The organism is Streptomyces sp. CA-250714, assembly GCF_050936705.1.
Lineage (GTDB): Bacteria > Actinomycetota > Actinomycetes > Streptomycetales > Streptomycetaceae > Streptomyces.
This window is the reverse complement of record NZ_JBNJMI010000002.1, coordinates 635,894-662,553: the sequence shown is the minus strand read 5'-3', so window position 1 is coordinate 662,553 and position 26,660 is coordinate 635,894. Positions and strand designations below refer to the sequence as shown.

The 26,660-nt window shown below is 72.0% G+C and carries 22 protein-coding genes; 10 read left to right on the top strand and 12 right to left on the bottom strand.

All coding sequences use genetic code 11. The features are described from left to right. Positions 1-59: 59 nt before the first annotated feature. From ACQEU8_RS21825 to ACQEU8_RS21795, 7 genes are all read right to left on the bottom strand, one after another. On the bottom strand, positions 60-1,199 hold the full coding sequence (locus tag ACQEU8_RS21825) for a pyridoxal-phosphate-dependent aminotransferase family protein (protein WP_433103615.1): 1,140 nt from the start codon (positions 1,197-1,199) through the stop codon (positions 60-62). 130 nt (positions 1,200-1,329) lie between these two features. Further along, the gene (locus ACQEU8_RS21820; protein WP_433103613.1) at positions 1,330-3,414 is read right to left on the bottom strand and encodes a SpoIIE family protein phosphatase; all 2,085 of its coding nucleotides are present in this window, start codon (positions 3,412-3,414) and stop codon (positions 1,330-1,332) included. 125 nt (positions 3,415-3,539) lie between these two features. Further along, positions 3,540-4,613, bottom strand: a complete 1,074-nt coding sequence (locus ACQEU8_RS21815; RefSeq protein WP_433108629.1) for an N-acetylglucosamine kinase — start codon at positions 4,611-4,613, stop codon at positions 3,540-3,542. Between the two features lie 119 nt (positions 4,614-4,732). Beyond that, positions 4,733-5,998, bottom strand: a complete 1,266-nt coding sequence (locus ACQEU8_RS21810) for a 6-phospho-beta-glucosidase (protein WP_433103611.1) — start codon at positions 5,996-5,998, stop codon at positions 4,733-4,735. Between the two features lie 148 nt (positions 5,999-6,146). Then, complete coding sequence (locus tag ACQEU8_RS21805; RefSeq protein WP_433103609.1) at positions 6,147-7,331, bottom strand: ROK family transcriptional regulator; 1,185 nt, start codon at positions 7,329-7,331, stop codon at positions 6,147-6,149. 315 nt (positions 7,332-7,646) lie between these two features. Continuing rightward, positions 7,647-9,854 carry an ArnT family glycosyltransferase gene (locus tag ACQEU8_RS21800; RefSeq protein WP_433103607.1) on the bottom strand — a complete coding sequence of 736 codons (2,208 nt, stop codon included), beginning with the start codon at positions 9,852-9,854 and terminating at the stop codon, positions 7,647-7,649. A gap of 102 nt (positions 9,855-9,956) precedes the next feature. Beyond that, on the bottom strand, positions 9,957-11,159 hold the full coding sequence (locus ACQEU8_RS21795; RefSeq protein WP_433103605.1) for a PP2C family protein-serine/threonine phosphatase: 1,203 nt from the start codon (positions 11,157-11,159) through the stop codon (positions 9,957-9,959). Positions 11,160-11,478: 319 nt separating this feature from the next. Between ACQEU8_RS21795 and ACQEU8_RS21790 the strand changes: the two genes are divergently transcribed. Beyond that, positions 11,479-12,003, top strand: a complete 525-nt coding sequence (locus tag ACQEU8_RS21790; protein WP_433103603.1) for a MarR family winged helix-turn-helix transcriptional regulator — start codon at positions 11,479-11,481, stop codon at positions 12,001-12,003. 125 nt (positions 12,004-12,128) lie between these two features. Then, entirely contained in the window at positions 12,129-14,834 is a 2,706-nt protein-coding gene (locus tag ACQEU8_RS21785) for a SpoIIE family protein phosphatase (RefSeq protein ID WP_433103600.1), read from the top strand. Positions 14,835-15,049: 215 nt separating this feature from the next. Here the strand turns inward: ACQEU8_RS21785 and ACQEU8_RS21780 are convergent, their stop codons facing one another. Next, complete coding sequence (locus ACQEU8_RS21780) at positions 15,050-15,607, bottom strand: TetR family transcriptional regulator (protein ID WP_433103598.1); 558 nt, start codon at positions 15,605-15,607, stop codon at positions 15,050-15,052. A 112-nt stretch (positions 15,608-15,719) separates the two neighbouring features. Here ACQEU8_RS21780 and ACQEU8_RS21775 point away from each other — a divergent pair, with 112 nt between their 5' ends. From ACQEU8_RS21775 to ACQEU8_RS21760, 4 genes are all read left to right on the top strand, one after another. After that, a complete protein-coding gene (locus ACQEU8_RS21775; protein WP_433103596.1) occupies positions 15,720-16,370 on the top strand; it encodes an FMN-dependent NADH-azoreductase in 651 nt (216 codons plus the stop codon). Next, the gene (locus tag ACQEU8_RS21770) at positions 16,367-16,687 is read left to right on the top strand and encodes a DMT family transporter (RefSeq protein WP_433103594.1); all 321 of its coding nucleotides are present in this window, start codon (positions 16,367-16,369) and stop codon (positions 16,685-16,687) included. Before ACQEU8_RS21775 ends, ACQEU8_RS21770 begins: the two co-directional genes overlap by 4 nt. Positions 16,688-16,777: 90 nt before the next feature. After that, a complete protein-coding gene (locus ACQEU8_RS21765; RefSeq protein WP_433103592.1) occupies positions 16,778-17,254 on the top strand; it encodes an RrF2 family transcriptional regulator in 477 nt (158 codons plus the stop codon). Positions 17,255-17,342: 88 nt separating this feature from the next. Next, positions 17,343-17,786, top strand: a complete 444-nt coding sequence (locus ACQEU8_RS21760) for a carboxymuconolactone decarboxylase family protein (RefSeq protein WP_433103590.1) — start codon at positions 17,343-17,345, stop codon at positions 17,784-17,786. 1,110 nt (positions 17,787-18,896) lie between these two features. On the opposite strand, the gene ACQEU8_RS21755 is transcribed toward ACQEU8_RS21760, so the two are convergent. Further along, on the bottom strand, positions 18,897-19,118 hold the full coding sequence (locus ACQEU8_RS21755) for a DUF6126 family protein (RefSeq protein ID WP_433103588.1): 222 nt from the start codon (positions 19,116-19,118) through the stop codon (positions 18,897-18,899). 210 nt (positions 19,119-19,328) lie between these two features. Next, positions 19,329-19,973: a helix-turn-helix domain-containing protein gene (locus tag ACQEU8_RS21750; protein ID WP_433103586.1), complete on the bottom strand. Its 645-nt coding sequence runs from the start codon at positions 19,971-19,973 to the stop codon at positions 19,329-19,331. 329 nt (positions 19,974-20,302) lie between these two features. Between ACQEU8_RS21750 and ACQEU8_RS21745 the strand changes: the two genes are divergently transcribed. The 3 genes from ACQEU8_RS21745 to ACQEU8_RS21735 all read left to right on the top strand — a co-directional run bounded on the left by ACQEU8_RS21745 (position 20,303) and on the right by ACQEU8_RS21735 (position 22,256). Continuing rightward, the gene (locus ACQEU8_RS21745; RefSeq protein WP_433103584.1) at positions 20,303-20,497 is read left to right on the top strand and encodes a hypothetical protein; all 195 of its coding nucleotides are present in this window, start codon (positions 20,303-20,305) and stop codon (positions 20,495-20,497) included. Beyond that, positions 20,494-21,669: a beta-1,3-glucanase family protein gene (locus tag ACQEU8_RS21740; protein WP_433103582.1), complete on the top strand. Its 1,176-nt coding sequence runs from the start codon at positions 20,494-20,496 to the stop codon at positions 21,667-21,669. The genes ACQEU8_RS21745 and ACQEU8_RS21740 overlap by 4 nt, the downstream gene beginning before the upstream one ends. 98 nt (positions 21,670-21,767) lie before the next feature. Further along, positions 21,768-22,256: a hypothetical protein gene (locus tag ACQEU8_RS21735; RefSeq protein ID WP_433103580.1), complete on the top strand. Its 489-nt coding sequence runs from the start codon at positions 21,768-21,770 to the stop codon at positions 22,254-22,256. A 162-nt stretch (positions 22,257-22,418) separates the two neighbouring features. On the opposite strand, the gene ACQEU8_RS21730 is transcribed toward ACQEU8_RS21735, so the two are convergent. Continuing rightward, a complete protein-coding gene (locus ACQEU8_RS21730; protein WP_433103578.1) occupies positions 22,419-24,338 on the bottom strand; it encodes a serine hydrolase domain-containing protein in 1,920 nt (639 codons plus the stop codon). Between the two features lie 181 nt (positions 24,339-24,519). Here ACQEU8_RS21730 and ACQEU8_RS21725 point away from each other — a divergent pair, with 181 nt between their 5' ends. Then, positions 24,520-24,909, top strand: coding sequence for a hypothetical protein (locus ACQEU8_RS21725; RefSeq protein ID WP_433103576.1), 390 nt, complete (start codon positions 24,520-24,522; stop codon positions 24,907-24,909). A gap of 118 nt (positions 24,910-25,027) precedes the next feature. Here ACQEU8_RS21725 and ACQEU8_RS21720 read toward each other — a convergent pair whose 3' ends face one another. Then, positions 25,028-26,608, bottom strand: a complete 1,581-nt coding sequence (locus ACQEU8_RS21720) for a DHA2 family efflux MFS transporter permease subunit (protein WP_433103574.1) — start codon at positions 26,606-26,608, stop codon at positions 25,028-25,030. Positions 26,609-26,660: the final 52 nt, after the last annotated feature.

Here is a 26,660-nt window from a genome sequence, read left to right as displayed (position 1 = left end):
GGCCCGTACGGCCGCCGTCGTACAGCAGTCGGGGGCGGGTGCGGCCCGTCCCTGACGGGTCAGGGTGTCGCGGTGCTGTCCCAGGCCGCGCCCGCGGCGTCGAGGGCCTGGTCTCCGGCGCTGCGGGCACCGGAAACGCCCAGCTTTTCCAGACCGGCGGCCAGCGCCCGCAGAGAGTCGAGAACCACCGTGCGGTCGGCTGCCTGTCCGTAGTGGTTGACGCGCAGCATCTCGGTGGCGAGCGGGCCCGCCGCTGCCTGCAACGGCACGCGGGCGTCGGCCCCGAGCGCGGCGGCCACGACCTCGCGTGCCTCGACGCCCTCCGCCGGTACGCGCAGCGTCGTCGCAGCCGGGGCCGCGTCCTGGTCGCGCACCACGTACGGGGCGAGCCCGGGCAGCTGTCCCGCGCCGGCCCGCAGCGCGGCCGAGGCCGCCCGGTGGCGGGCGATCGACGCGTCCAGGCCCTCCGCGAGGACCCGGCCGACGGCCTGTTCCAGCGCCAGCATCTCCAACTGGGCCGGGGCGTGCGGCAATGCCGTACGGCCGCCGTCCAGCCACCGCTCCTTCCAGTCGAGCAGCGAAAGGTACGAGCGGCGCGGCGCCTGCTCGTTGGCGGCGATCCGCTCCCAGGCCCGTTCGCTGACCGACACGGCGGACACTCCGGCGGGTCCTGCGAGCGCCTTCTGGCCGCCGATGACGCACAGGTCCACGCCCCACGCGTCGGTCAGCAGCGGCTCGGCGCCCACCGAGGCGACCGCGTCCAGCATCAGCAGCGCCTCGTGCTCGCGCACCACAGCGCCGATCTCGGCGACGGGGTTGGTGTTGCCGGTCGCCGCCTCCGCGTGGACGAGGCTCACCAGGCCGGTCTCCGGGTGCTCCCGCAGCGCCCTGGCAACCTCGTCCGCACCTACTGCGCCGGTGAACGGCGCCGTCACGGTGACGACCTCGGCGCCGCAGGAGCGCAGCCAGCCGCCGAACGTCTCCCCGTAGGGCCCGGTGACGATGTTCAGTGCCGTGCTGCCGCGCGGGGCAGCCGAGCGGATGCACGCCTCCAGCGGCAGCAGCGCCTCGCCCTGCATGGCCACGACATCGCAGCGTGTCCGCAGCAACGAGGCGATCTTGTCCTCGATGGCGGCGAAATGCTCCGCACTCAGCGGCGGCAGATCCAGCAGGGACGGGTGCACGGTGTTCGCAGTCACGGTCGCCTTCCAGCCACGACGGGCCGCATCCGGCCACGGCCCCGTTACCGCCCGACCTTACGTCCGCGCCGGGCACGACCGCCGTCCGCCCCTGGCGACATCACGACGCGCGGCTGCGCCTGACGCTCCGTCACTCCGTCGGGCTCATCAGCAGCAGCGCCACGTCGTCGTGGTTCTCGGGGTTGCGCAGCGCGTCGAGCAGGCGGTCGCACGTCTCCTCCAGGGAGTCGGCGGAGCCGGCGACGGGCCGGAGCAGGTCCAGCAGCACGTCCAGCCGGTCCTCGATGTCGTCGCGCCGGGTCTCGATCAGCCCGTCGGTGTAGAGCACCAGCAGGTCGCCGGGGTTCAGGTCGACGGGGACGGTGCCGTGGACACCACCGCCGATGCCCAGCGGAGTTCCGGTGGGCAGCTCGATCAGCCGGGGCTCGCCCCGTGCGGGGACGAGGACGGGCGGCAGATGGCCGGCGGACGCGATGTGGCACTGGTGGCGGCGCGGGTCGTAGACGGCGTACAGGCACGTGGCGAAATACGGGTCGAGGCCGGTGGTGATCTGGTCGAGGTGGCGGAGCACATCGGTCGGCGGCAGCGCCAGCCGGGCGAGCGTCTGGGTGGCGGTGCGCAGCCGGCCCATGGTGGCGGCCGCGTTCACGCCGCTGCCCATCACATCGCCGACGACCAGCGCGGTGCGCTCCTCCTCCAGTTCGAGGACGTCGAACCAGTCGCCGCCGATCTCGCTGTGCGCTCCGGCCGGCTGGTAGCGGGAGGCGATACGCAGCCGCGCGGAGGTGGTCGCGGGCGTCGGCAGCATGCTGCGCTGCAGGGTGAGGGCGATGCTGTGCTGCTGCCGGTAGAGGCGGGCGTTGTCGATGCAGACGGCGGCGCGGCCGGCGAGTTCGCAGGCGAGGATCGTGTCGTCGTGGTCGAAGGGCTTGGGGTTGCGGGTGCGCTTGAGATCCAGCGCGCCCAGCACCTCGCCGCGGGCGATCAGCGGCACCGCCAGATAGGAGTGGACGCCCGCGCGGGCGAGGAGGGCGGCACTGCGCTCGTCCCTGGCGATCTTGTGCAGGTCCTCGTGCCGTACGGAGGGCACGGCGACCGGCTGCCCGGTGGCGACACAGCGGGTGACGAGCCGCTCGGCGCTGTAGCGGGCCACCTGTCCCTGCGGGTCGGCCGCGTCGGCGGCGACGGTGGGGTAGTCGGTGACCAGCGCCAGGGCGCGGAAAGTGGCGGTCTCCTCCTCGGGGATGCGGACGGGCTGGTCCCGTACGGCGGCGTCCAGCACATCGACGGCGGTGATGTCGGCCAGCTCCGGCACGGTGATCTCGGCGAGCTCGCGGGCCGTCTGCTCCAGGTCGAGGGTGGTGCCGATGCGTACGGAGGCCTCGGCCAGATGGGAGAGGCGCTGCCGGGCCTGCTCGGCCTGGAGCGCCGCCTTGTGTCTGGCCGTGATGTCGGTGACGGAGATGGACAGCCCCAGCGGCTGCCCGCCGGCGTCGTCGAGCCGGTAGACGGAGACCGACCAGGCGTGGCCCTTGCCCGCCGGGGTCTCGCCGCCGAGCACCTCGAGGTCGATTTCCGGCTCGCCCGTCTCCAGCACCTGCCGCAGCACCGCGTCGGCCTTCCTGGCGTGGGCCGCGGGCAGGACGTCGTGGACGGTTCTGCCCAGGTGCTCCTCCTCGCCGACGCCGTCGAGCCGGGTGAGGGCGGGGTTGACGGAGACGTAGCGCAGGTCGGTGTCCATGACCGCTATGCCCATGGGGGACTGCTGGATCAGCAGCGTCGAGAAGGCCAGATCGCGCTCGACCTCGCGGAGCGTGGCCCGGTCCGTGACCAGGCCCAGCGCGTACGGGGCGCCGTCGACGTCGTGGAGCCGCATGTTGCGGAACTCCATGGACCGGACCCGGCCGTCCTTGCACTTGACGGGGAAGACCCCCGCCCAGCTCCTCCCCTCCCGCATCACCTGGTCGAACAGCCGGAGCACCAGCTCGATGTGTTCGTCCGGCACCATCAGCGGGGCCGCGTACCGGCCCAGCGCCTCCTCCGCCGAGTACCCGAACAGCTCCACCGCTTGCGGGCTCCACAGGACGATCCGGCCGCGCTCGTCCAGCACCACGGCGCCGACGGCCAGCACATCCAGGAGCCCACCGGGCGGGGAGAGGCTGACGCCCGGCGCCCCGTCGGCGTCACCCTCGGGCGGCTCCTCGCGGTTCCTCACGGACGGCTACCTCCCTGGACGGCGGGGCCGTATCCTCCCATCCTCCCTCCTGGTCGGCGGGAGTGCCCCCCGACCGTGCGCCGCGAAACATCGCGGCCGCCCGGCGCAGCCTGCCGGGCAGCACGTCAGCCGACCGTCGCGCCGGTGTCCGGTACCTGGGTGCCGTCCGGCGCCTGCGGATCCGCGGGGGCTGCCGGGTGCTCGCCTGTGAAGTAGCGGCGTGCCCGCTCGTGTGCTGCCACCGGGGTACCCAGCGCGTCGAGCCCCAGCAGGGCCGCGCCCAGCACCGGGCGGGCGCGTACGACGCGGGGGACGGCACGCGGGGCGCGCTGGGCGAGGAGCCGGGTGACGCGGTCGTCGAGGAGGGGCTGGCCCGCGGCGAGGATGCCGCCGCCCAGCAGCACCGGAACCTCCGCCTCCAGCAGCTCCAGCCTGCGCAGCGCCACCACCGCCATGGTGACGACCTCCTCCGCCATCCGCGCCACCAGCGAGTCCGCGACGGCGTCGCCCCGGGCGGCCACCGCGAACAGCACCGGGGCCAGCTCAAGCCGCCGCGCGTGCGGGATGCGGCCCAGGTGCATGGCCTCGATCAGCGCGTACATCGAGTCCAGCCCGAAGTGCGCGGGCAGCGCGGTACGCAGCAGAGTGGGCTCGCCGCGGCCGTCCTCGGCGCGGGCCGCGTGCCACAGCGCCTCCTCACCCAGCCCTCCGCCGCCGCCCCAGTCGCCGGAGAGCCGGCCGATGGCGGGGAAACGCGCGGTGCGCCCGTCGGCCCGGATGCCGACACAGTTGATCCCGGCGCCGCACACGACGGCGACCCCGCACGGCGCCGCGTCACCGTCGGGTGCGGTGAGGCCGGCGCGCAGCACGGCGAAGGTGTCGTTGTGCACGGTGACCTGCTCGCCCCAGCCACGCTCGGTGAGTGCCGCGGCCAGCTGCTCCCCCTCCACCGGCAGGTCCGCGTTGGCGAGGCACGCCATCACATGGCGTACGGGGAGCGGGGCCCGCCGGGTCGTGCCGCCGCCGGGTGTGGCCGCGGCAGCTGCCGCGTGGGCCCGGCCGACGGCCTCGGCCAGGCCGTCCACGGCAGCGCGTACGCCCACCACGGGCGGGCGGAAACCGCCGCCCCGCGCGGTGCCCAGCACGCTGCCGTCCGCGCCGAGCAGCGCCACGTCGGTCTTGCTGTTGCCCGCGTCGATGGCGAGGACGGCCGGGGCCGGGGCCGTCTCCGCCGGTCGCTGTCGGCCGTCCGGGGAGGCGGTCGGGGACGGGACCGGGGACGCTTCCGGGTGGCCGGTGGTTGTGGCTCGGGGTCGGCTCAGGCCCACGCCAGATGCTCCTTGTTGTGGGCGAGTAGCTGATCGGTCAGCTGCTCGGCGTACTCGTTCTGCCCGACGAGGGGATGGGCGAGCAGCGCCTTGAAGACGCGGTCGCGGCCCCCGTGCAGCGCCGCGCGCAGGGCCAGCTCCTCGTACGCGGTCACATGGGCGATCAGCCCGGTGAACTGCGGATCGAGCGCCGGCACCGGCAGCGGGTGTGCACCGTCCCGGCCGATACGGGCCTGGGTCTCGATCACGGCGTCGTCGGGCAGGAAGGGCAGCGTTCCGCGGTTGAGGGTGTTGACCGCCTGGTAGGTGCTGCCGCCCTCGCGCAGCAGCGAGGCCGCCAGGTCGACGGCTGCCTCCGAGTAGTAGGCGCCGCCGCGCCGGGCCAGCAGCTCGGGCTTCGTATCGAGGGCCGGGTCGGCGTACATCTCCAGCAACTGCCGCTCCAGTGCCGCCACTTCCTCGGCCCGGGTGGGCTTGCCGCGCTGGGCGCGGACAACCTCGTCGTGCGCGTAGTAGTACCGCAGGTAGTAGGACGGGACGACACCGAGGCGGTCGAGCAGTGTGCGGGGGAGGTGAAGATCGTCGGCGACGGCCTCGCCGTGCTCGGCCAGCAGCTTCGGCAGTACGTCGGTGCCGTCGGGGCCGCCGAGCCGGACGCCAAGCTCCCAGGTGAGGTGGTTGAGCCCGACGTGGTCCAGGTGCACCTCGGCGGGGGCGACGTCCAGCAGCCTGGCGAACTTCCGCTGGAAGCCGATCGCCACGTTGCACAGGCCGACCGCCTTGTGCCCGGCGGCCAGTAGTGCGCGGGTGACGATGCCGACGGGGTTGGTGAAGTCGATGATCCAGGCGTCCGGGTTGCCGCGCCGGACCCGCTCGGCGATGTCCAGCACCACCGGCACGGTGCGCAGCGCCTTGGCCAGGCCACCGGCGCCGGTGGTCTCCTGACCGACGCAGCCGCACTCCAGCGGCCAGGTCTCGTCCCGCTCGCGGGCGGCCTGTCCGCCCACGCGCAGCTGGAGGAGGACGGCGTCCGCGCCGTCGACGCCCACGTCCAGTTCGGATGTGGTGGTGACGGTGCCCGGGTGGCCCTGCCTGGCGAAGATGCGCCGGGCCAGGCCGCCGACGAGCTCCAGCCGCTCGGCTGCCGGATCGATCAGGGCCAGCTCGTCGATCGGCAGCACCCCGCGCAACCGTGCGAAGCCGTCGATGAGTTCGGGGGTGTAGGTCGAGCCTCCGCCGACCACTGCGAGCTTCATGTGCTTCAGCCCTTTACTCCGGTGAGGGTGACGCCTTCGACGAACGCCTTCTGTGCGAAGAAGACGATGATGACCGGCGACGGAGAGCACGGGAGGGAGCGCAGATCGAGTGGCGCTGCGGCAGTCCGCGCCCGGCTCTCGATCCGGTTCAGGCGGTGTCGAACACCTGGTTCCGCGCCTGTGCCAGGGCCGACAGCAGAGCACCGCTCAGGATCGGGTCGTCTTCCAGCTCGCTGACCCGCAGCAGCGGCCTGGGCAGCGCGAGCCCGGTCAACTCCCGCTCCACCAAGGTGCGCAGCTCCTCGCCGCCGGTGCGCGGTACGGCACCCGACAGCACGACGAGTTGGGGATCGACGACCGCGACCACGGCGGCGATGCCGTTCGCCAGCCGGCGCGCGGTCTCCTCGCGTACGGCCGGATCGGCCAGCGCGTCGGCCAGTGGGCTGCCGTTCGCCAGCCGGCGTACGGCCGGTACCGAGACGAGGCTCTGGAAGCCGCCGCCGGCGTTCGCCGCCGCGTACTGGCCGGGGCCGCCACGGGCGAGCGGTGCGCCGGGCAGCGGCATGTACCCGATCTCCCCGGCCCCGCCGGTCGCCCCGCGCAGCACGGTGCCGTCCACCACGATGGCGGCACCCGTGCCGTTGTCCACCCAGAGGAGGACGAAGTCGTCGTGGTCCTGGGCCGCTCCCGCGTGCTGTTCCGCCATGGCCGCGAGGTTCACGTCGTTCTCGATGGTCACCGGGGTGCCGAGCACCTCGGCCAGTTCGGCGCGCAGCGTACGGGAGTGCCAGCCGGGCAGATGCGGGGCGTAACGCAGCTCGCCTGTCCGCGGATCGAGCGCGCCGGGCGTACCGATGACCGTGGTGTGCGGCTCCGCCGGTCCAGAACCGGCCTGGCGCAGGGCCCCGTCGACGGCCTCCTTGACCAGTTGCGCGGTACGGTGCCGCACGTCTTCGGCCACGGAGTCCGCCTTCACCCGGGCGCGGCCGACGACGGTGCCCGTGATGTCGGCGACCACCGCGGAGATGCCGTGCGGATCGGCCGACAGCGCGGCCACATGGGCGGCCGCCGGTTCGATCTCGTACAGCAGCGCGTTCGGTCCCGGCCTGCCGCGCTCCTTGCTGCGGGTGCGGACCAGGCCCATCTCCTCCAGCCTGCCGAGGAGTTGGGAGGCGGTGGGCTTGGACAGGCCGGTCAGCTCGCTGATCCGGGTGCGGGTGAGCGGCCCGTGGGCGACGAGTAGATCGAGTGCGGCGCGGTCGTTCATCGCGCGCAGCACGCGCGGGGTGCCCGGGGTTCCTGAGGTGCCGCCGGGGCCGACGTGCATGGCCATGGTGTGCCCTGTCTGTCCGGTGTGGGCGTGCCGTCCGGGCGTGTGCGGTGCGCGGGCGGGTTGGCGTTCATTAGGAAACTTTCCTATCGATGCCGGGAACCTAGAACCCCACTGGTGGATCCGTCAATGGTCCGGTCGAAGACAGCCCGCTCCGCGCGTGGTGGCGGGACCGGCGGCTCCTCCCAGCGGGACGGCGGCCCCTCCCGGCCCCGGACAGCCCGGCCGCCGCGAACAGCCGTGAGCAGTTACGGGCAGCGGTGGACAGCCGCGAACAGCCGGGCTGTCCCAGTTGGACGGCCCGGCTGCCCGTATACGTCAACTCGCTGCTGCCTCCTTCGGCTTGGTGAGGTCGTAGAAGGTGCTGTTGCCGACCGTCACCTTGGTGTAGTGCGCCTTCACCCAGGAACTGATCGAGGACGCCGTACCCCGGTTGCCTCCGGGGCCGCCCTGCGAACCGGCGAGGAAGTAGTGGATCTCGCCCTGTGCGACGTACTCCTTGAACCGGGCGAGGGTCGGGTAGGGGTCGGTGCCGTTGAAGCCGCCGATCGCCATCACCGGTAGGCCGGTGGAGAGTTGGTAGCTCGCCGCGTTCTGCGAGCCGATCGCCGCCGCGGCCCAGGTGTAGGAGGCGGCGTCCTCGCGCAGTAGCGATTGCGCCTTCGCGGAGACCTTGCTGCCATTGAGCAGCCCGCCCATTCCTCCGCCAGGGCCACCAGTCCCGCCCGCACGGCCTCCGCCGTCCCGAGTGCCCTGCCCTGGCGCGCCGGCCTCGGGAGCAGGCGGCATGCCCTGCTGGCCGCCAGTGCTCTGCCGGTTGCCCTTCCCGGCGCCGGGAAGGCCCTGGCCCTGCGGCGCGCCTTGACCCGGCGCCGCCCCGCCTTGGCCCGCTGCCCCGCCCTGCTGCGATCCCGGCCGCTGTCCGGCTCCCGGCATCCCCTTGCCGCCGCCCGGCATCCCGGGCGGGCCGCTTCGGCTCCCGGCGGGGCCCGCTGTGACGATTGAGCCGGTGTGCGGCGTGCCGACGGTGCTCAGTGTGTACGCCACCGGCCCGGCGACCGCGGTGAGCAGCCCCAGCGCCGCCACTGCGGCACCCAGCCTGCGCGGCAGCACGGTCGCCGCCAGCAGGCCGCACGCCGCCAGTACGCCCGCACCCAGTACGGTCCAGCGCAGCCAAGGCAGCCAGTCCGCCGCGCGGCCAAGCAGTACGAACGCCCACCCGGCCGTCCCCGCGACCGCTGCCGCCAGGACCGCGTTCCACGGGAATCGGGACCGCTCCCGCCACAGGGCCGTGGCCCCCATGGCCACCACGGCCGCGACGTAGGGCGCGAGCGCCACGGTGTAGTACTCGTGGAAGATCCCGGACATGAAGCTGAAGGTCGCACCCGTGATCAGCAGCGAGCCGCCCCACAGCAGGAACGCAGCCCGCAGCGCGTCCGTACGCGCCGCCCCGCGGGTCAGGACCAGGCCCGCGACGAGGAGCAGCAGCGCGGCCGGGAGCAGCCAGGCGATCTGGCCGCCGATCGAGTCGCTGAACAGCCGTCCCGGGCCCGACTCGCCCCAGGCGCCGCCACCTCCGCCCGGCCCTCGGCCGCCGCCCCCGCCGCCGACACTGCCGGTCTCGTTCCCGGTGAGCCGGCCGAAGCCGTTGTAGCCGAAGGTCAGTTCCAGGAAGCTGTTCTGCTGCGAGCCGCCGATGTACGGCCGCGACGAGGCGGGCCACAGCTCCACGAGGGCGACCCACCAGCCCGCCGTGACCAGCGTCGCCAGCCCGCCGCACAGCAACTGCCCGATCCTGCGTCGCAGCCGGGTCGGCCCGCACACCAGATACACCAGCGCCACCACCGGCAGGATCAGCCACGCTTGCAGTGCCTTGGCCAGGAAGCCGAAACCGAAGCAGGCACCCGCCAGCAGCAGCCACCTGGTGCGGGCGTCCTCCATGGCCCGGCCCACGCACCACAGCGCCGCCACCATGAGCAGGCACAGCAACGCGTCCGGATTGTTGAACCGGAACATCAGCGCCGCCACCGGGGTCAGCGCCAGCAGCGCCCCGGCCAGCAGACCCGCGGCCGGTCCGCTGCGGCGGCGTACGGCGGAGTACAGCACGCCCACAGAGGCGACGCCCAGCAGCGCCTGCGGTACCAGGGTCTGCCAGGAGCCGAGGCCGAAGAGCCGCACGGACAGGGCCATCGGCCACAGCGCGGCCGGCGGTTTGTCGACGGTGATGGCGTTGCCCGCGTCCAGTGAGCCGAACAGGAACGCCTTCCAACTGGCCCCGCCCGCCTGTGCCGCGGCGGAGTAGAAGGAGTTGGCGTAACCCGAGGCGCCCAGGCCGTACAGGTACAGCACCGCGGTGGCCGCCAGCAGCGTCCAGAACGCGGGGCTCTCCCAGCGCGGCCGGCCGGCCCTTCGGTCCCGTGACCGGGCCCGGAGGCGGTCGCTGAGTGCGCCCCGGCGCCCGGCGGCGGGATCGGTGCCCGTGCGGGGCGCGTCCGCCGCGCTGCCGGAGGAGGTGAGGGTGGTCATGCTGAAGTCCGCTTCTGTTTCAGGTCCGTTGTGGACCGAACATCGCGGACCGCCCTGTCATCCGTCTGTGCTGAACCTGTGCGGCGGCTGTGAGTCCCGCCCTCACCCGCTTCCGCTGCCGCTTTCGCCCTCTCCGTGCCCGTCACGTCCGTACCAGTCGACGCACACGACGAGGGCGTCGTCCTCCAGTGGGCCCTCGCCCCGGTGGCCGGCGAGATCGCGGAAGACCGCCCGCGGCACCTGGGCCGGGGGCAGCAGCCGGTTGGCGGTGAGGGAGCGGGCCAGGGCGTGGTCGCCGAACGGCTCACCGGCGCGGGAGAGCGGCTCGTAGACGCCGTCGGTCGCCAGCAGCAGCCGGTCGCCGGGCTGGACCCGGAAGTGTTCGGTCACATAGTGGGTGTCCTCGAACATGCCCAGCGGCAACTGGGCGTCGAAGACGAGGCTGTCGACCTTGGCGTCCCGGCACAGCCACGCACGGGGCGAGCCCGCCTCGACGATCTCCACTTCCCCGGTGGCGAGTTCGAACCGGAACAGCACCATCGAGACGTACGCCGAGCCCCGGTAGTGGGCGTACACGGCCTGGTCGGTGAGCGCCGCCTGGTCGGCGAGGCCGAGACCGGCGCGGCGTGCGTTGCGCAGCGCGTTGACGGCGAGGTTGGTCAGCAGCGCCGCATGGACCCCCTCGCCCATGCCGTTGGTGACGGCGACCGTCAGATGCTCCGCGGAGAGCGACCAGTCGACGTTGTCACCGGAGACGGAGTAGGCGGGCTCCAGATGGGCGCCCAGGGCGAACTCGTGGCGCCGGAAGGAGTGGCCGGGCAGCAACTGCCACTGCAGCTCGGCGGCGACGGTCAGCCGGGTGGCCCGGCGGGCCCGCTGGTAGAGATCCGTGTCCCGCTCGGCGACCGTGATCTCGTGGCCGAGCGCCTCGCACAGGTCTTCCAGCTCCGGCAGCAGCTCAACGGCGTCCGTGTCACCGGGCAGCGTCACGGACAGCACCCCGAGCCGGTCGCCTCGTACGCTCACCGGCAGGTGCACCGCCACGGTGTCCGTCGCCCGGTCGGCCAGTACGACGGGTTCGGGGGCCCGCAGAGCCCGGCCCTGCGGGCTGTCGTGGATGGCGAGCGGCTCGGCGGTGAGCGGCACGGGCTCCACCATCTGGAGGGTGCGCGTACCGTAGTCGGCCAGGCGCAACTCGACATCGACGGCGCCGTAGTGCTCCCGCAGTGCCCTTTTGACGACGTCCATCAGTGCGTGCGGGGCGGCGGCGCGCAGGGCCCGCTCGACCGCGGCGAATGTGTCCACGTCTCCTGTTTCTCCGTCTGCCATACGTGCAGCGGCCGGACAGGGGGCACTGCGTCCCCCGCGGGCCGGATCAGTACATTATCGTCGCATGGAAACAGTCGCCGAATGACAACAGAACGCCTGCCGGGGCGGCACCGGAGAAGGTGGGCGCCTGCCGAGACGGGCCTGTCCGCGGAGCGTGCGGAGAGATAAGCTCTTCCCGGCCCTTGACAGCGGCGAGGAAGCTCGCAGAGCCGGGCGGCAAGAGTGCCGAAGTTGTGGAGTGAGACGTGACGCCGACCCCCGCCATCGACCGGTTGCGCTGGTGCGGAGCGGAGCTGTGACGGGCGAGAACCCCCTCGGCCGAGGACAGTCGAGACGCCGAGGGGCGCACGAGGCGGCCGAAACGGCCGGTGAGGTCATCGAACTGCTGGAAGTCCTGTGGGAGCACGGCCGCGACGCGGTCTCCTCCTCACCCGTCTCCGCCTCGCAACTGCGGGTCCTCTACTGCCTCGACCGTGACGAGGGCATGAACCTGCGCACGCTGGGAGAGATGCTGGGCTCGGCCCCGTCATCCGTCAGCCGGCTGTGCGACCGTCTCCAGGCGCTCGGTTTCCTGGAGCGGTTGCCGAGCCAGGTCAGCCGCCGGGAGTTGGAACTCCACCTCACACACCAGGGCAAGAAATACCTCAGCGACCTGCGCCTCCGCCGTGAGGAAGCCCTGACTGCGACCCTCGCCGCAATGCCGCCGAGAGCGCGCAGCGTGCTGACCGAAGGTCTCAAGGCCTTCCGCGACGCCGCCGAGGGCACAGCCCCCGCACACCGGCTCAGCGCCCTGACGGACGTCGACGACCGCTCCGCGTGACCCGCCCGCACTCCGCGCCGGGAACCGAGAGCGACGCTGATCGGTGGGGCTCTCCTGCGCTGTCGCAGACATGGCAGGGCTGTGCGTCCGCGTAATTCACGGCAAATGACGGTAAACCATGCTGCATGACACTAAAGCGTCCAGGGACGGGGGAGCGCGGCTCGCGGTTCGCGGTGCGGAGCGTCGCCGGGCAGGTCTTCGTACTCCAGTTCGCGATCGTCCTGCTGCTGGTGATCGTGGCAGCCGTGGTCCTGGCCTGGGAGGCGCGCTCGGCGGACGTCCGCAGCGCGCGGGACCGCTCTCGGACGTGTGCCAGAACGCTGGCGGTATCGCCCTCGACGGCAGCTGCTCTCCAGTCGCCCCGACCGACCGAGCAGCTGCAGCCGCTGAGTGTGCGGGCGGGCCACGAGTGCGGGATCGACTTCGTCGCGGTGCTGAACACGAAGGGCGTGCGACTCAGCGACCCGATCCCGAAGCTGATCGGCAAGCGGGCCTCCGGCGACTTCAGCCGGGCGCTGGCAGGTGAGGCGTACACCGAGCAGTTCGAGGGGGAGCCCAAGGACTCCGTACGCGCCGTGGCACCCGTACGGGAGGCGGACGGCACGGTGATCGGAATCGTCACCGCGGGCGTCGACCTCACCACCGTCTCGGCGCGGCTGAACCAGCGGCTGCCATGGGTCGCGGTCGGCGCCGCCGGCGCGCTGCTCCTCGCGACGGCGGGCGCGGGGCTGGTGAGCCGGCGGCTGAACCGGCAGACCCGCGGCCTGGGCCCGGGGGAGGTGACCCGGATGTACGAGCACCACGACGCGGTTCTGCACTCGGTACGCGAAGGCGTGCTCGTACTCGACGGCGAACGGCGGCTGGTGCTCGCCAACGACGAGGCGCACCGGCTGCTGGGGCTGCCCGACCAGGCCCAGGGGGAACACGTGGACGACCTGCGGCTGGAGTCGAGCGTGGCGGAGCTGCTGTCCTCCGGCCGTACCGCCAGCGACGAGGTCCATGTGATCGGCGACCGGATGCTCGCCGTCAACCAGCGCCCGACCGGGCGGAACGGCGGGCCCGCCGGCAGCGTGGCCACCCTGCGCGACACCACCGAACTGCGACAGGTGGCCGGTCAGGCGGAGATCGCGGCGCAGCGCCTGGAGCTGCTGTACACGGCGGGCCTGCACATCGGAACGACGCTCGATGTGGTGCGTACTGCCGAGGAACTCGCCGAGGTGGCCGTCCCCCAGTTCGCCGACGTGGTCACCATCGACCTGCTCGACCATGTGATCAGCGGTAAGGAGCCGCTTCCCGACCCCGCGTCCGCCCGGGTGCGGAGGGTCGCGCTGCGTTCCGCCGTCGGTGACGCGCATCCGCTCCAGCCGGTGGGCAGCAGGCCCTCCATCCCGCCCGTGGCCGGCGGTCAGCACGGGGAAGGCGGCGGGGAAGAGGGCGCGGCCGTCTTCGAGCCCGACCTGTCCGCCGCGACCGACTGGCGCACAATCGACCCCGAGCGGGCCGAGCGCCTTCTCGAAGCGGGCTTCCACTCGTTGATCACCGTGCCGATGGGGGCCAGGGGAACCGTGTTCGGGCTGGCCAGCTTCTGGCGCCGGGACCAGCGGCCGTTCCAGCCCGAAGACCTTGCCTCGGCCCAGGAGCTCGTCACCCGTACCGCGGTCTGCGTCGACAACGCCCGCCGCTACGCGCGGGAACACGGCCTCGCCGTCACGCTCCAGCGCAGTCTGCTGCCGGGTGGCCTGCCCGAGCAGAACGCCGTCCGCGCCGCCTACCGTTACCTGCCCGCACAGGCTGGGGTCGGCGGCGACTGGTTCGACGTCATCCCGCTGCCGGGTGCCCGGGTGGCGTTGGTCGTCGGAGACGTGGTCGGCCACGGGCTGCACGCGGCCGCCACCATGGGACGGCTGCGGACCGCGGTGCACAACTTCTCCTCACTGGATCTGCCGCCGGACGAACTCCTCGCCCACCTGGACGAACTGGTGGTCCGTATCGACCAGGACCCCACCCTCGGTCCGGAGACCGAGCCGGTCACCGGCGCGACCGTGCTGTACGCCATCTACGACCCCGCGTCCGGAGAGTGCGATCTGGCCATGGCCGGTCACCCGCCGCCCGCGCTGGCCTGCCCCGACGGCACCACCACCATCCTGGACATCCCGCAGAACCTGCCGCTCGGGCTGGGCACCTCCCCGTTCGAGACCCACACCCTGACCCTCCCCGAGGGCAGCCGTCTGGTGCTCTACACCAACGGCCTGGTCCAGGTCCGCAGCCGCGACATCGACGACCGCCTGGACATGCTGCGCACCGCTCTCACCCGCGTCGAGCACGGCGCGGAACAGACGTGCGCGGCGGTACTGGAGGCCCTGCTTCCCGACCGGACCAGCGAGGATCGCGACGACATCGCGCTGCTCGTCGCCGAGACCCGGCGGCTGCCGTCCTCCCGGATCGCCCAGTGGGAGGTCCCCAGCGACCCGGAAGCCGTCGCACCCGTCCGCGCCGCCTGTATGTCCCAGCTGACCGAGTGGGGCCTGGAGGAGACCGCCTTCACCGCGGAACTCATCCTGAGCGAGCTGATCACCAACGCCATCCGCTACGGCGCGCCGCCGATCACCGTACGGCTGCTCTGCGACCGCTGTCTGACCTGCGAGGTCTCCGACAGCAGCAGCACAGCGCCACACCTTCGCCGGGCCACCACGGTGGACGAGGGAGGCCGCGGCCTGTTCCTGATCGCCCAACTCGCCCAGCACTGGGGCACCCGCTACACACCCGAGGGCAAGACGATCTGGGCCGAACTCCCCCTGACGGCCAGCCAGGTGGAACCGCCGCTGGTGTGACGCCGGCGCCCGGCGGGGGTGGCTGTTCGCCGCTGCGGAGTGCCGCGTCAACGGGCTTGAGAAATGGCGGGACCTGGCGGGCCTCTTCATCCGGTCCCTTCGCTCGCTCGCCGCCCAGAAGCCGATCATGCCGGCCACGCCGCTGACGGCCGTCGACAGCACCCTCACCACGGCTGATGAGGAGTCGGAGCCACCGAGAAAATCTCCGGCTCAGATCACTGGCGGTCCAGGACGCGGGCGAGTTCGGTGAGGGCGGCGGTCAGCCGGGCTGTCGAGACTCCGCGCTCGCGCTGGTAGGCGAAGACGTCGGGCGCCAGCGGAGCCAGCAGGGTGTCGGCCAGGGCGTCCGGGTCGGCCACGTCGGCCTCGCGGAGGAGGGCCAGGACGTGGGCACGCCAGAAGCCGTAGGCGCCGGTGGCGTACCGCCTGGCGCCCGTCTCGGCGCCGAGTGCCAGGTGGACGTGCTGGTCGAGGAGTTCGGCCATGGCCGCGTAGAACGCGGCCAGCCGTTCGTGCGGCGGTGCTCCCGGGCCCAGCGGCGGCGGGCCCTGCAGCAGTTCATGTTGCAGGGCCTTCTCGTGTTCGTCCAACAGCGCGGTGGCGATGGAGGCGACGTCCGGGTACCGCCGGTACAGCGTCCCCCGGCCAACTCCGGCAGCCCGGGCGATGTTTTCCATGGTGACGGCGCGGGGGTCCTTGGCAGCGAACAACTCGGCCGCGGCGGCGAGCACTTTTCCCCGGTTGCGAGCGGCGTCGGCACGTTCCTTGGTCACGGGGTCAGCCTAGGGCTTCCTCCGGAATAAGCGGACGAGGCGTCCGGTTGCTAGTCTACGATTCCACAAGCGGACACCGTGTCCGTTTAACTTCCCCTTGAGAGGCACACCCATGAGCCCCACCCTGCTGCACCTCGACGCAAGCGCCCGCCGCCGCTCCTTCAGCCGCGAACTCGGCGACACTGTTGCCGACGCCTGGCGAGCGGCGCATCCGGGCGGGACCTACCTCCACCGCGATCTCGCACTCGATCCCGTCCCGCACATCGACGAGGCATGGACCGAGCTGTGCGACTACGTCCTGGAGCACCGGATCACCGACCCCCATCGGTACCGGGAGGCGGTCCGCACTCCGGCCCAGGGCGAGGCATGGGCCGTCGTCGAGCCGCTGCTGGCCGAACTCCTGGCCGCAGACGTGGTGTTGATGGCCGCGCCGATGTACAACTTCTCGATACCCGCATCCCTCAAGGCGTGGATCGACCAGGTGACGTTCCCGAAGATGTCCTTGGCCCCACGGCGCTTCGTCGTCGCTCATGCCCGCGGCGGCGCGTACGGGCCCGGCACGCCACGGCACGCGTACGACCACCAGGAGGCGTATCTGCGCGACTTCTTCCGCGGGCACTACGCGGTCGACGATGTCACCTTCGTCGGCACCGAACTGGTCAACTCCCTCCTCGACCCTGACCTGGCGGCTCGCCGCGCCCAGCACGACGACTCCCGCGCAGCCGCCCTCGCTGCGGCCCGGATGCTGGGCGGCGCTCTGTGAGCTGGCTGTTGCTGCTGGCCGCCGGTGCCGTGGAGGTGGCCTGGTCACAGAGCATCAAGCCCACGGCAGGCTTCACCCGGCCGCTGCCCACTCTGGTCTGCTTCTTCCTCGCCGCCGTCGCGGTCTACCTGCTGTCGCTGGCGATGAAGGGCCTGCCGGTGGGCACGGCGTACGCGGTGTTCACCGGAATCGGCGCGATCGGCGCCATCATCCTCGGCATCGCGGTCCACAAGGACCCGGTGAGTGCCGGCCGGGTCGCCGCACTGGCGCTCATCATCGCCGGAGTTGCCCTCGCACGGGTCACATCCACCGAGTAGGGCCCGAGGAAACCGTGAGACGGCCGGTTGTCTTCCGGCCGTCTCGGGATTGATTATGGAGATCCTGAATGCTAAATATTCACTATGCAGATGAGCGAGGGCGTCGAATGGGCCCTGCACAGCTGCCTCAACCTCGCCTGGGCGGAGCACCAAGCTGTGACAGCAAGGAAGTTGGCGGCGTTCTACAACCTGCCGCCGGCGTATCTGAACCGGCAACTGCAGGCACTGGCGCGCGCCGGGATCGTCACGTCGACCTCCGGGCCGCGCGGCGGCTTCCGGCTCGCGCGGGAGCCGGAGCAGATCACGCTCCTCGACGTCGTGGTCGCGATCGAGGGCGAGCAGGACGCCTTCCGATGCCGGCAGATCATGCGTGACGGGCCGGGCGGGCGGTCGGACGTCGACTACCGCAGGCATTGCCTGGTCTCACAGGCGATGCGCCGGGCGGAGCTGGCATGGCGGCGTGAGCTCGCCGCCCAGACGCTCGCCGACATCAAGGACTCGGTCGAGAGCAGGCACCCTGAAGCACCACGGATGGCGCGGAACCGCTTGACCCAACCCACCCGCTGAACCGGTCACACCGCGGGTGCGGTCTTCGCAGCAAGAGAACCTGAACATTTTCTGTTCAGAAACGAGAGGATCAAAAATGCAACCTCGCATGGCCAACGTGTACAAGCTCGCCGGCCGTGGCTATCAGGCCCTGTCCGCGATGGAGGAGTTCCTCCACGACAGTCCCGCCCCGAACGATGTTCTGGAACTGGTCAGATTGCGTGTCAGCCAGATCAACGGCTGCTCGGTCTGCGTCGACCTGCACTCACACCGGGCCAGTGACGCGGGCGAAACCAACGAACGGCTGTGGTCGGTCGCCGCGTGGCGGGACACTCCATTCTTCACCGACCGGGAACGCGCCGCGCTGGCGCTCGCCGAAGCGGTTACGCGGATAACGGACGACCCCGAGGGCGTACCCGATGACGTCTGGGACGCCGCCGCCCGCCACTTCGACCCGGATGCGCTCGCCGCCCTCGTGATGGCCATCGCCTCGGTGAACGCCTGGAACCGCGTGAACGTCGCCACCCGCCTGGTGGCCGGCTCCTTCCGATGAGGACCTGACACCCGACACAGCACCACAACCGGAAGAGGGGCGCCCACTTCGGCGGGCGCCCCGTCCAGCGACACCGGCAGGCACGACGGTCCACGTGTCCGGCCGATCTTGCGTGCCCGGCATGGGAGCTGCGCCCGTAAGGGCGCGGGGAACTGCTCCCCTGGGGGCACCCCCTTACCGGAACAACGGAGGGGCCCGGCAAGATCCGCCGAGCATGCCCTGCAGGGCATGTCGACGATCAGTTGCACCGACCGCACAAGTATCCGCGCCGCACAGCGGACCGAGTCCTGCCCGAGCCCGGCTCAGGCGCCCATCGGCCGCGGTGCGCTCGGTGGGGCGGCGGACCGTACGGCGACTGCCAGGCCGGCCGCTCGGTTCGACCCGAGTCACCCACGTCGCGGCGCCGTAGGGCCGTGTCCTGGGGCAGTTCGGCTGCCAGGCCGGGGCCGTTGTCGTGCGGCAGATTCAGGGACTCGGGTGGTACGGAGCGCACGTTCATCCGCTCCAGAACGGTGAGCCAGACGTCGGGGAGCTTGTGATTCGCAGTGACGCGGAATTCGCCGTTCGCCCGGATGTGCCCGGAGACGCACCTGTGGCAATGGCGGAGAACAATCGGCGGGCAGGTGGGCACGACCACCCAGTTTTTGGACACAGAAATACACCGGTTCCAGTGAGAAGATCGCAACGCAAAGCAGCGCGTCGCACATGTGCGAACGCGCGACGGATCAGCGCTCGGTGACTCTCACTTGGTGTACAACGGCACATCCTTGCCAGGGCGACTACGGACCGGAGCACGATAACGGCACATGGGAGTCCGGCTCCACCAATTTTTCGCGCGGGAGGGGTGCCTCCGCCTCGGCGGCTGGATGTGTGCGCGCCCCAAAGGGGCGCGGGGAACTGCGCGCTCGGCCACGACTCACCCGCAGTCTGCGCGCTTGGGGGCTGCGCATGCCCACCCTGCTCCCCCGAGCACAGCAGGGGGACGCGCCCCGAAGGGGCGCGGGGAACTGCGCGACCAGCCAGAACGCTCCCGCAGCTCGCAAGCCACAGACAGGGGCACCCCCTCACCAGAACAACGGGTAGGGCCGGCCAAGATCCGCCGGATACGCCCTATCGGCTGCCACCCAACTCGAAGAGCAGGAACAGGAAACCGGCCAGCAGGTGGCCCGCCACGACATAGACGAACAGCCGGAGGGCCAGCCCGCGTGGGAAGCGTCCGTCGCCGCGCTCTTCGCCCGGCTGCTCCCTGCGCGTACGCTGCGGGCGCGCCTGCCCGGAAGCCGGGGAGGGCGACGACGGAGGCTGCGGTTCCGGTGTCTGGGCTGCGGTCATGGTGGGGCCTTTCTGGACGCACGCGGCCGGCGCCGGGCGCGATGGGTCGAGGGCTGGGACGTCGGGAGGGGCGCGCCCCGGCGTGCCGGTTCCGAGGCGGCGCAGCGTTCCGGGGTCCGGCTCGGCGCTGCGCGGGCCGGCTCAGCGCTTCGGGGGGCGACTCGGCGCGGGGCAGGGGAGCGCTTTAGCGCCGCGGAGTGCGCCTCAGCCCTACGGAGCGCGACGGGCCGCGGCATGCCCAGGCATGCCGCTCACGCACAGGTCCGCGGTGGGGGACTGGAGCAGCGTATGGACGAAGAGCAGATCCGCGCCCCCGGCGGAGAGGGCCTCCAGCCGGTGCGGGGTGAGCGAGTCGAAGTGCGCCGAGTCGCCGGGGCCCAGCGTCTCGGTGACCTGACCGAGCGTCAGCCGCAGCTCGCCGCTCTGCACATGGATCCACTCCTCTCCGGGGTGGACCCGCACGAGCTCGCTCTGCGGGCCGCGCGGCACATGGACGCGGAGCGCCTGCATGGCGCACCCGGAGCGGCCTGCCTGCCGGTAGCGCCACCCTCCGGCGTCGACGGGCGCCATCTCGGCGCCGCGGACGATGGAGTCGGCGGCCGTGGTCGTCTCGCCCAGCAGCTCGCCGACGGTCGTTCCGTAGACGCGGGCGAGGGTGAGCAGAAGCGGCAGTGACGGCTGCCGCTTTCCCGTCTCCAGGCGGGAGAGATGCGCGGGTGAGAGCCCGGCTCTGCGCGCCGACGCCTCCAGGCTCAGCCCGCTGCGCCGCCTCAGCAGGCGCATCCGGGGCGCGAACGCGGGGAGGTCTCCCTCCTCCGGTCCGGCTGCCTCATCATGGGGACGGTTCGGACGCATGCCCCGATTAAGGCACAGCTCTGCCGCTCGGGCAAAAGCTTTGCCCCACAGGCAAAGCATGCAACGCACAGGCAAGACAGCCAAAAATTCTCGGCGAAGAGGCTGCCCGCCCGTGAACCCGACCCTCCGGTACCCCGTACTGACCTGTGATGAAGTCGATTTCCGCCGGGCGCCAAGCGGGATGCCCTCTTGATGTCTCACCGACGTCTCCTCGGTGCCTCCGGAACGGCCGATTCACGCGAGCACTTGACGAAGGTCCATACCTTCGGCACCGTTCTCTGCCGTGACGTGAGAGCGCTCACCCACCCCCCACTTCCAAGGAGCGCATCATGAGTGCGTTGACGACGCCTGCGCAGAACATCTCCGCACGAAGTACCCCTGCGCCAAAGGCAGTTACGGCCGAGGAGGCCGCCGCGCCGAGAGGCGCCGTCCAAGGCGAGGTCGGCGACGTCCCGTTCGCCGACAACGATGTCACACCCACTGTTTCCCCCGTCTCCGCCGTCTCCGGAGGTCCCGTCCGATGAGCCCCGTCAGCCGCCGCGCACTGTTCCGCGGAGCCGCAGCCGCCGCCGTCACCGTCCCCGCTGCCGGGCTCGTCGCTCAACAGGCGAGCGCGGGCAACCTGTTCGCGGGACAGGCAGCCGCCGGGCTGTCGTTGAAGATCGTCAACAACAGCGGCGCCTACGACAACAAATCGGTCCACGTCTACATCGTGGGCAACGACGGCAAGAACCAGTGCCGTGTCACGCCCGAAGGCGAACTGAAGCCGATCCAGATGTCCGACAACGGCCCGGACGGCTACACCGACTACGCCATCCCACTGACCGGCAACGAGACCACCCTCTCGCTGCCGGAGATGTCCGGCCGGATCTATGTTGCCTGCGGGGAGAAGCTGAAGTTCAAGGCAGTTGAGGCCGACACCGGAGCGGCCCTGGCCTATCCCGCCGCCTGGGTCGAGTCGGACCCGAACTACCCGATCGTGCACGACTGTGCGGAGTTCACGTACAAGGGCGGCGCGATGTACTGCAACACCACCATGGTGGACATGTTCAGCGTGCCGCTGGCCATCGCGCTCAAGGGCGCCAAGGACCAGACCACCGGCACTCTCAAGCCGGGCGCCCGCGCCAAGATCTTCGAATCGGTGCGCTCCGTCGAGGCGTTCTCGAAGCTCGTCATCGACGACAAGCGCGTCATAGCCCCGGGCCACGGCATAGGCGCCGGCCGGTTCGCCGAGGACTACTTCGCGTCGTACATCGACGAGGTGTGGGCCGCCTACCAGAGCAAGGAGCTGAAGGTCACCACCAACGCCGGCACCTTCACCGGCCGCGTCAGCGGCGACAAGCTGTCCTTCACGGGCCCGGGCCAGGTGTCCTTCGGCAAGCCGTCCACGAAGGACGTCCTCTTCTGCGACGGTGCCCTCGCCGCACCCAACGACGGGACGACCGGCCCCGTGGCCGCCATCCTGGGTGCCGCCTTCAACCGCACCACACTGCTCTCGACCCCCGACCAGCCCACCACCGACCCCGCCGCCTTCTACAAGGGCGACCTCACGCATCACTACGCCAAGGCCATGCACGCCGCCACCGAGGACGGCAAGGCGTACGGCTTCGCCTTCGACGACGTGGCCGGGTTCGCCTCGTACATCGAGGACAGCGCCGCGAAGGAACTGAAGCTCACACTGACGCCCTTCGACTGACGCCCTTCATGGGTGGGCTGTCGCCACCTCCCGGCGAAGCCCCGGTGAGCCCAGGGGGTGAGGTTTGGGAATGCGGCCGTCCCGGGAACGGCCGGTCCATGATGCGCCGGGTATGGGCAGGAGCTGTCGCCGGGGCGGCCGGTACGACCGCGCTCAACGCCGTCACGTACGCGGACATGGTGCTGCGCGGCCGGGCCGGCAGCTCCGTACCACGGGAAATCGCCGACCGTCTCAGCAACCGTACGCATGTGCTCCTACCGGGCGACGCCGAGGCGCGGGAGAACCGCGCCTCGGCGTCGGGCGCACTGCTCGGCATCCTCACCGGCGTCGGCGTCGGCGCGCTGTACGGCGCGTCGCGCGCGCTCCCATGGCGCCCGCCGCTGCCGCTGGCCGCGCTGGTCACCGGCCTGGCGGCGATGGCGGGTTCCGATGTGCCGTCGGCACTGCTGAAGGTCTCCGACCCGCGTACCTGGCGCCCCGCCGACTGGCTGTCCGACCTGGTGCCGCATCTGGCCTACGGCGCGGTCACGGCGGCCGTCTACGGGATGACCCCCCCTGACGCGGCGTCAGCCTGCCCCGGGGGATGACTGGCGGCGAGGTGCCCGAGATCGTCGCCTCGCACCCCAGTGGTCCTCACGCAGATACGCGCATCGGGGCCGGGGCCGGAGCTGCGGCGCGGTTGCGTGCTGCTGCACCGGCTGGTCGCCGTACCCGACGCGTACGACGATGACCGCCGACGCCCGGTTCGGTCAGCGGCCCGGGTGCGGGTGCCGACCGGCGCGCGGGCCCGCGTCGGGTGGGCAGCCGATGGCGAGGCCGCCGGCGGGGAGTCCGGCGGCGTGCGCCAGCGGCCAGGGCGGGGGGAGCGGGCGCCAGCCGTGCGCCGTCAGTGGGGCGTCGGGGCAGTCGCTGTTGAGCAGCACTCGCGCTCCGTCGGTCACCAGCACTCCGGCCAGGTTCACGCCGCGGCCTCCGGAGACAGCGGTGGTGTAGCGCCAGCGCAGCCGCAGGCCCGCCGGATACGGACCCGCCGGGAGCCGGGCGTGCACCCGCTGCCAGGCGCGCCCGTGGTACCCGGACCGTTCGGTGCCCGGCACGGTGCGCCAACTTCGGCCGCCGTCCGTGCTCTGTTCCAGTGCGAACCGATCGGTCTCGTCGGTGTCCACGAAGGCGTCGTAGCCGATGCGCAGCGGACCGCGGCTGCGTGGCGGAGCCACCACGAGCGGCCCGGTGGTCAGCGTGCTGCCGCCCTGCCCGCCGGTGTCGTCGTCGCTGGTGCCGCTGGTGCCGCCGGTGTCCTGGCCGTCCGTCGGCCCGTCGAACCATGAGCGCCCGCCCCCTGGTGCCCGTACCGGGATCGACCGGGCCAGCGCCTGGGCGAGGGCGCGTCGCGCGGGGTTGGTCGAGGGCGTCTCGTCGAGGGGGTGCACCCGGTTGGTCAGCAGGATCGCGAATGAGCGCGACTGACGGTCGATCACCAGTGAGGTGCCGGTGAAACCGGTGTGCCCCACCGTCCGCGGCGAGGAGAGGCCGCCCATGTACCACGCCTGGTCGATCTCGAAGCCGAGGCCGTGGTCGTCCCCGGGGAAGCGGCTCGTGTAGTTCCGCTCCAGCAAGGTGACAGCGTGTGGACGGAGGATCCGCCGGCCCTTGTACGTACCGCCGTTGAGCAGCGCCTGGGCGAGCACCGCGAGGTCGTCCACGGTGGAGAAGATTCCGGCGTGCCCGGCCACACCGCCCAGGGCCCAGGCGTTGTCGTCGTGCACCGTCCCGCGCAGCAGCCCCCGGTCGGGACTGGCCTTGTACGAGGTGGCGGCGATCCGGGGCCGCCAGGCGGCGGGCGGGTTGTAGGAGGTGTCGCGCATCCGCAGCGGCTCGGTGATGCCCTCCCGCACGAGGGCGTCCAGCCGTCGGCCCGTCACCCGCTCCAGCAGCAGTTGGAGACTGATCAGGTTGAGGTCCGAGTAGCGGTACGCGGCTCCCGGTGGGGTGACGGGCCGGGTCCGGAGGATCGCCTGCTGCCGCGCCCGCAGGCCGCCGCTGTTCTCCCACAGCGGTGGCCGGGGGTCAGCAGGCAGGCCGGAGGTATGGGTGAGCAACTGCTCGACGGTGATGCCGCCCTTCCCCTGGGCGGCGAAGGCGGGCAGATAGCGGGCGACGGGTGCGTTCAGCCGCAGCCGCCCGGCGTCGAGCTGCTGTACGGCCACGATGGCGGTGAACAGCTTCGAGAGCGACGCCAGATCGTAGATGGTGTCGGTACGGGCCGGTACCCGCTGGCCCGGCGGCAGCTCCCCTTCTGCTGTGAAGCGCACGGCGTCACCACTCGCCCGCCGGGCGACGACGGCGCCGTCGTGGCCCAGCAACGCGGTCGCTCCGGGGAAGAGGTAATCGGCACCGCGCTCAGGATCGGTCCAGCCCTTCAGCCGACGCAGAAAAGCGTCGATGGGTGCCGGATCCAGCCCCTCCTCCGCGGGGGTCGCGCGCCGCAGCACCGTGTCGGCGGGTGCGAAGCCCTGCACGGGCCGGTCGAATCCGCGGCTGAATCCGGGCCCCGTCGCCGGGCCGGGGCCTTGGCCGTCACTCGCGGTCGACGGCGGTACGGGGGCGAGCAGCGCGGCCAGTACGACGAGCACGCTCGCCGGGAGGATGACGTACGCAGAAACCCGCATGCAGCCCCCATCGACCTCACAGCTGTCGGAGACGGTCCCGCGACGACGAACCTACGCGCCGTCGCCCCGTGCCGCCCGGCACCGCCGGGCACCCGGGTGTCGGCGCGGTGTTGCGTGGCGAAGGGCGGAGCTGAACAGGCATGCTGACCCGGACCAGCAACGTCGAGGCGAAGAAGTGGCGATGAGCCGACGGCAGATGACCAGCGAACTGGTCCAGGAGTGGGCCGAGTCGATCCTGCGGCAGGTGGGGGCGCCGCCCGATGCGACCGTCACGGTGGCCGCGGGTGCCGGTGCCGCCGGGGCGGCGGACGTCGAGGCAACGCTGAGCTTTGCCGACGGCTCGGCGGTCACCGTCGAGCTGGCGGCGGCAACGGGTGAGACGGATGCCGTGGTGCTGCTGGCCGACAGGTTCCAGGACGCCGTCCTGGAGGAGACCGGCGGCATCCCCCTCCCCCCGTGCCCCGGCCACAACCACCCCGCCGTCGCCGCCGAAATCGATGGCATCCCCAGCTGGACATGCCCCCACGGCATGGGCCGATCGACGGAGCCGATCCTCCAGGCCGCCGACTAGGGCTTGCCCGGCATGGAGGGCTGCGCTTGCCCACCCTGCGCCCTGGGGGCACCTCCCGGACGGAGTCTGGGGGAGCAGACCTCCCAAGCGCAGAGAGCGGGGCTCTCCCAGCACACCGTCAGGGCGAAGGCTCGTCCGGCGAATCCGAGGCGGCCCGCGGCGGCGCGGGCCGCAGCGGTGTGCCGGCAACGGGGCACTCATACGGGCACGGTTCCCCGACGGCGCGCTCCGCGGCAGCGCCCTCCGCGGCAGCAACCGGCGGCGGCGCCAAGACATCGCGGCGAATCGTCGTGAAGGCGAGCACCGCGCCGACCAGCGCGAGCCCCGCGGTGATGAGCATGGCCGAGCGGAAGCCGTCCGCGAAGGCACGCGGGTCCGCGAAGTCGCTGCCGCCGATCCCGGCGAGGACGGGAAGCGCGGCGACGGCCGCGAGCTGGGCGACTCGGGAGACGGCGTTGTTGACACCGGAGGCCACCCCCGAGTGCTCGGAGGGTGCTGCCGCCAGGGCCGTCGCGGTGACCGGCGCCACCGTGGTGGCCAGGCCGAGCCCGAAGACCAGGACCGCGGGCAGCACTGACGCGGCGTAGGCCCCCATGCCGCCCTCGCCCACCTCGATGCGGAGCATCAGCAGCATCCCGGCGGCCAGCAGCAGCGGTCCGACCGTCAGCGGAATGCGCGGCCCGATGCGCTGGGCCAGCGCCCCGGCCCGCGAGGAGAGCGCCAGCAGCAGCAACGTCACCGGCAGCGACGCCGCGCCGGCGTACAGCGGGGTGTAACCGAGGGAGGTCTGCAAGAAGACGACGAGCAGGAAGAAGACACCGCCCAGCGCGGCGTACACCACGAAGGTGACGGCGTTCGCGCTGAGGAACTGACGCGCCGTGAAGACGCCCGGAGGCAGCATCGGACTGGCCGCACGGCGCTCCGTCTGTGCGAAGCCGACGAGCGCGACGGTGCCGAGGACGAGAGCGGCGGCCGTCAGCCAGCCGGGCGACTCGCCGCGCGGCCCCTCGATCAGCGCGTAGGTGATCCCGGCCAGCCCGACGGTGGCCAGCACCGCGCCGCGTACGTCCAGCCGCCCTGTCGCGGCCGGGTCGCGGCTCTCCGGGACCCGGCGGGCAGTGGCCGCGATGACGAACAGACCGATCGGTACGTTGAGGAGGAAGATCCACCGCCAGGAGAAGGCGTCGATGAGGTAGCCGCCGACGATGGGACCGAGCGCCGAGGCGACCCCGGTGAGTGCGGACCAGGCGCCGATGGCCGCGGGCCGGTCCGCGGAGCGGTAGGTCGCCTGGATGATGGCCAGGCTCCCGGGCGTGAGCAGCGCGGCGCCGACACCCTGCAACGCCCTGGCGAGGATGAGGATCTCGGCGTTCGGTGCCACCGCGCACAGCACGGACGGGATCATGAAGCAGACGACGCCGAGGATGAAGACGCGCCTTCGCCCGTAGCGGTCCGCGAGGGAGCCGCCGAGCAGGATGAGCGCGGCGAGGGTGAGCAGATAGCCGTCGAGCACCCATTGGAGCTCGGACACATCGGCACCGACGTCCCGCCCGATCGCGGGCAGTGCCACATTGACGACGGTCGCGTCGAGAAAGCCCATGGCCGAGCCCAGTACGGTCGCCAGCAGCACCCAGCGCCCGGTGGTGGACCGGAAGGGGATAGCACCGGCGTCCGGCGTCGGGTCCTGTCGCCGTTCCATGGTCGTTCTCCGCCTCCGCCCTCTGCCGCCTCCCCGCGTCCACCTGCCGTCC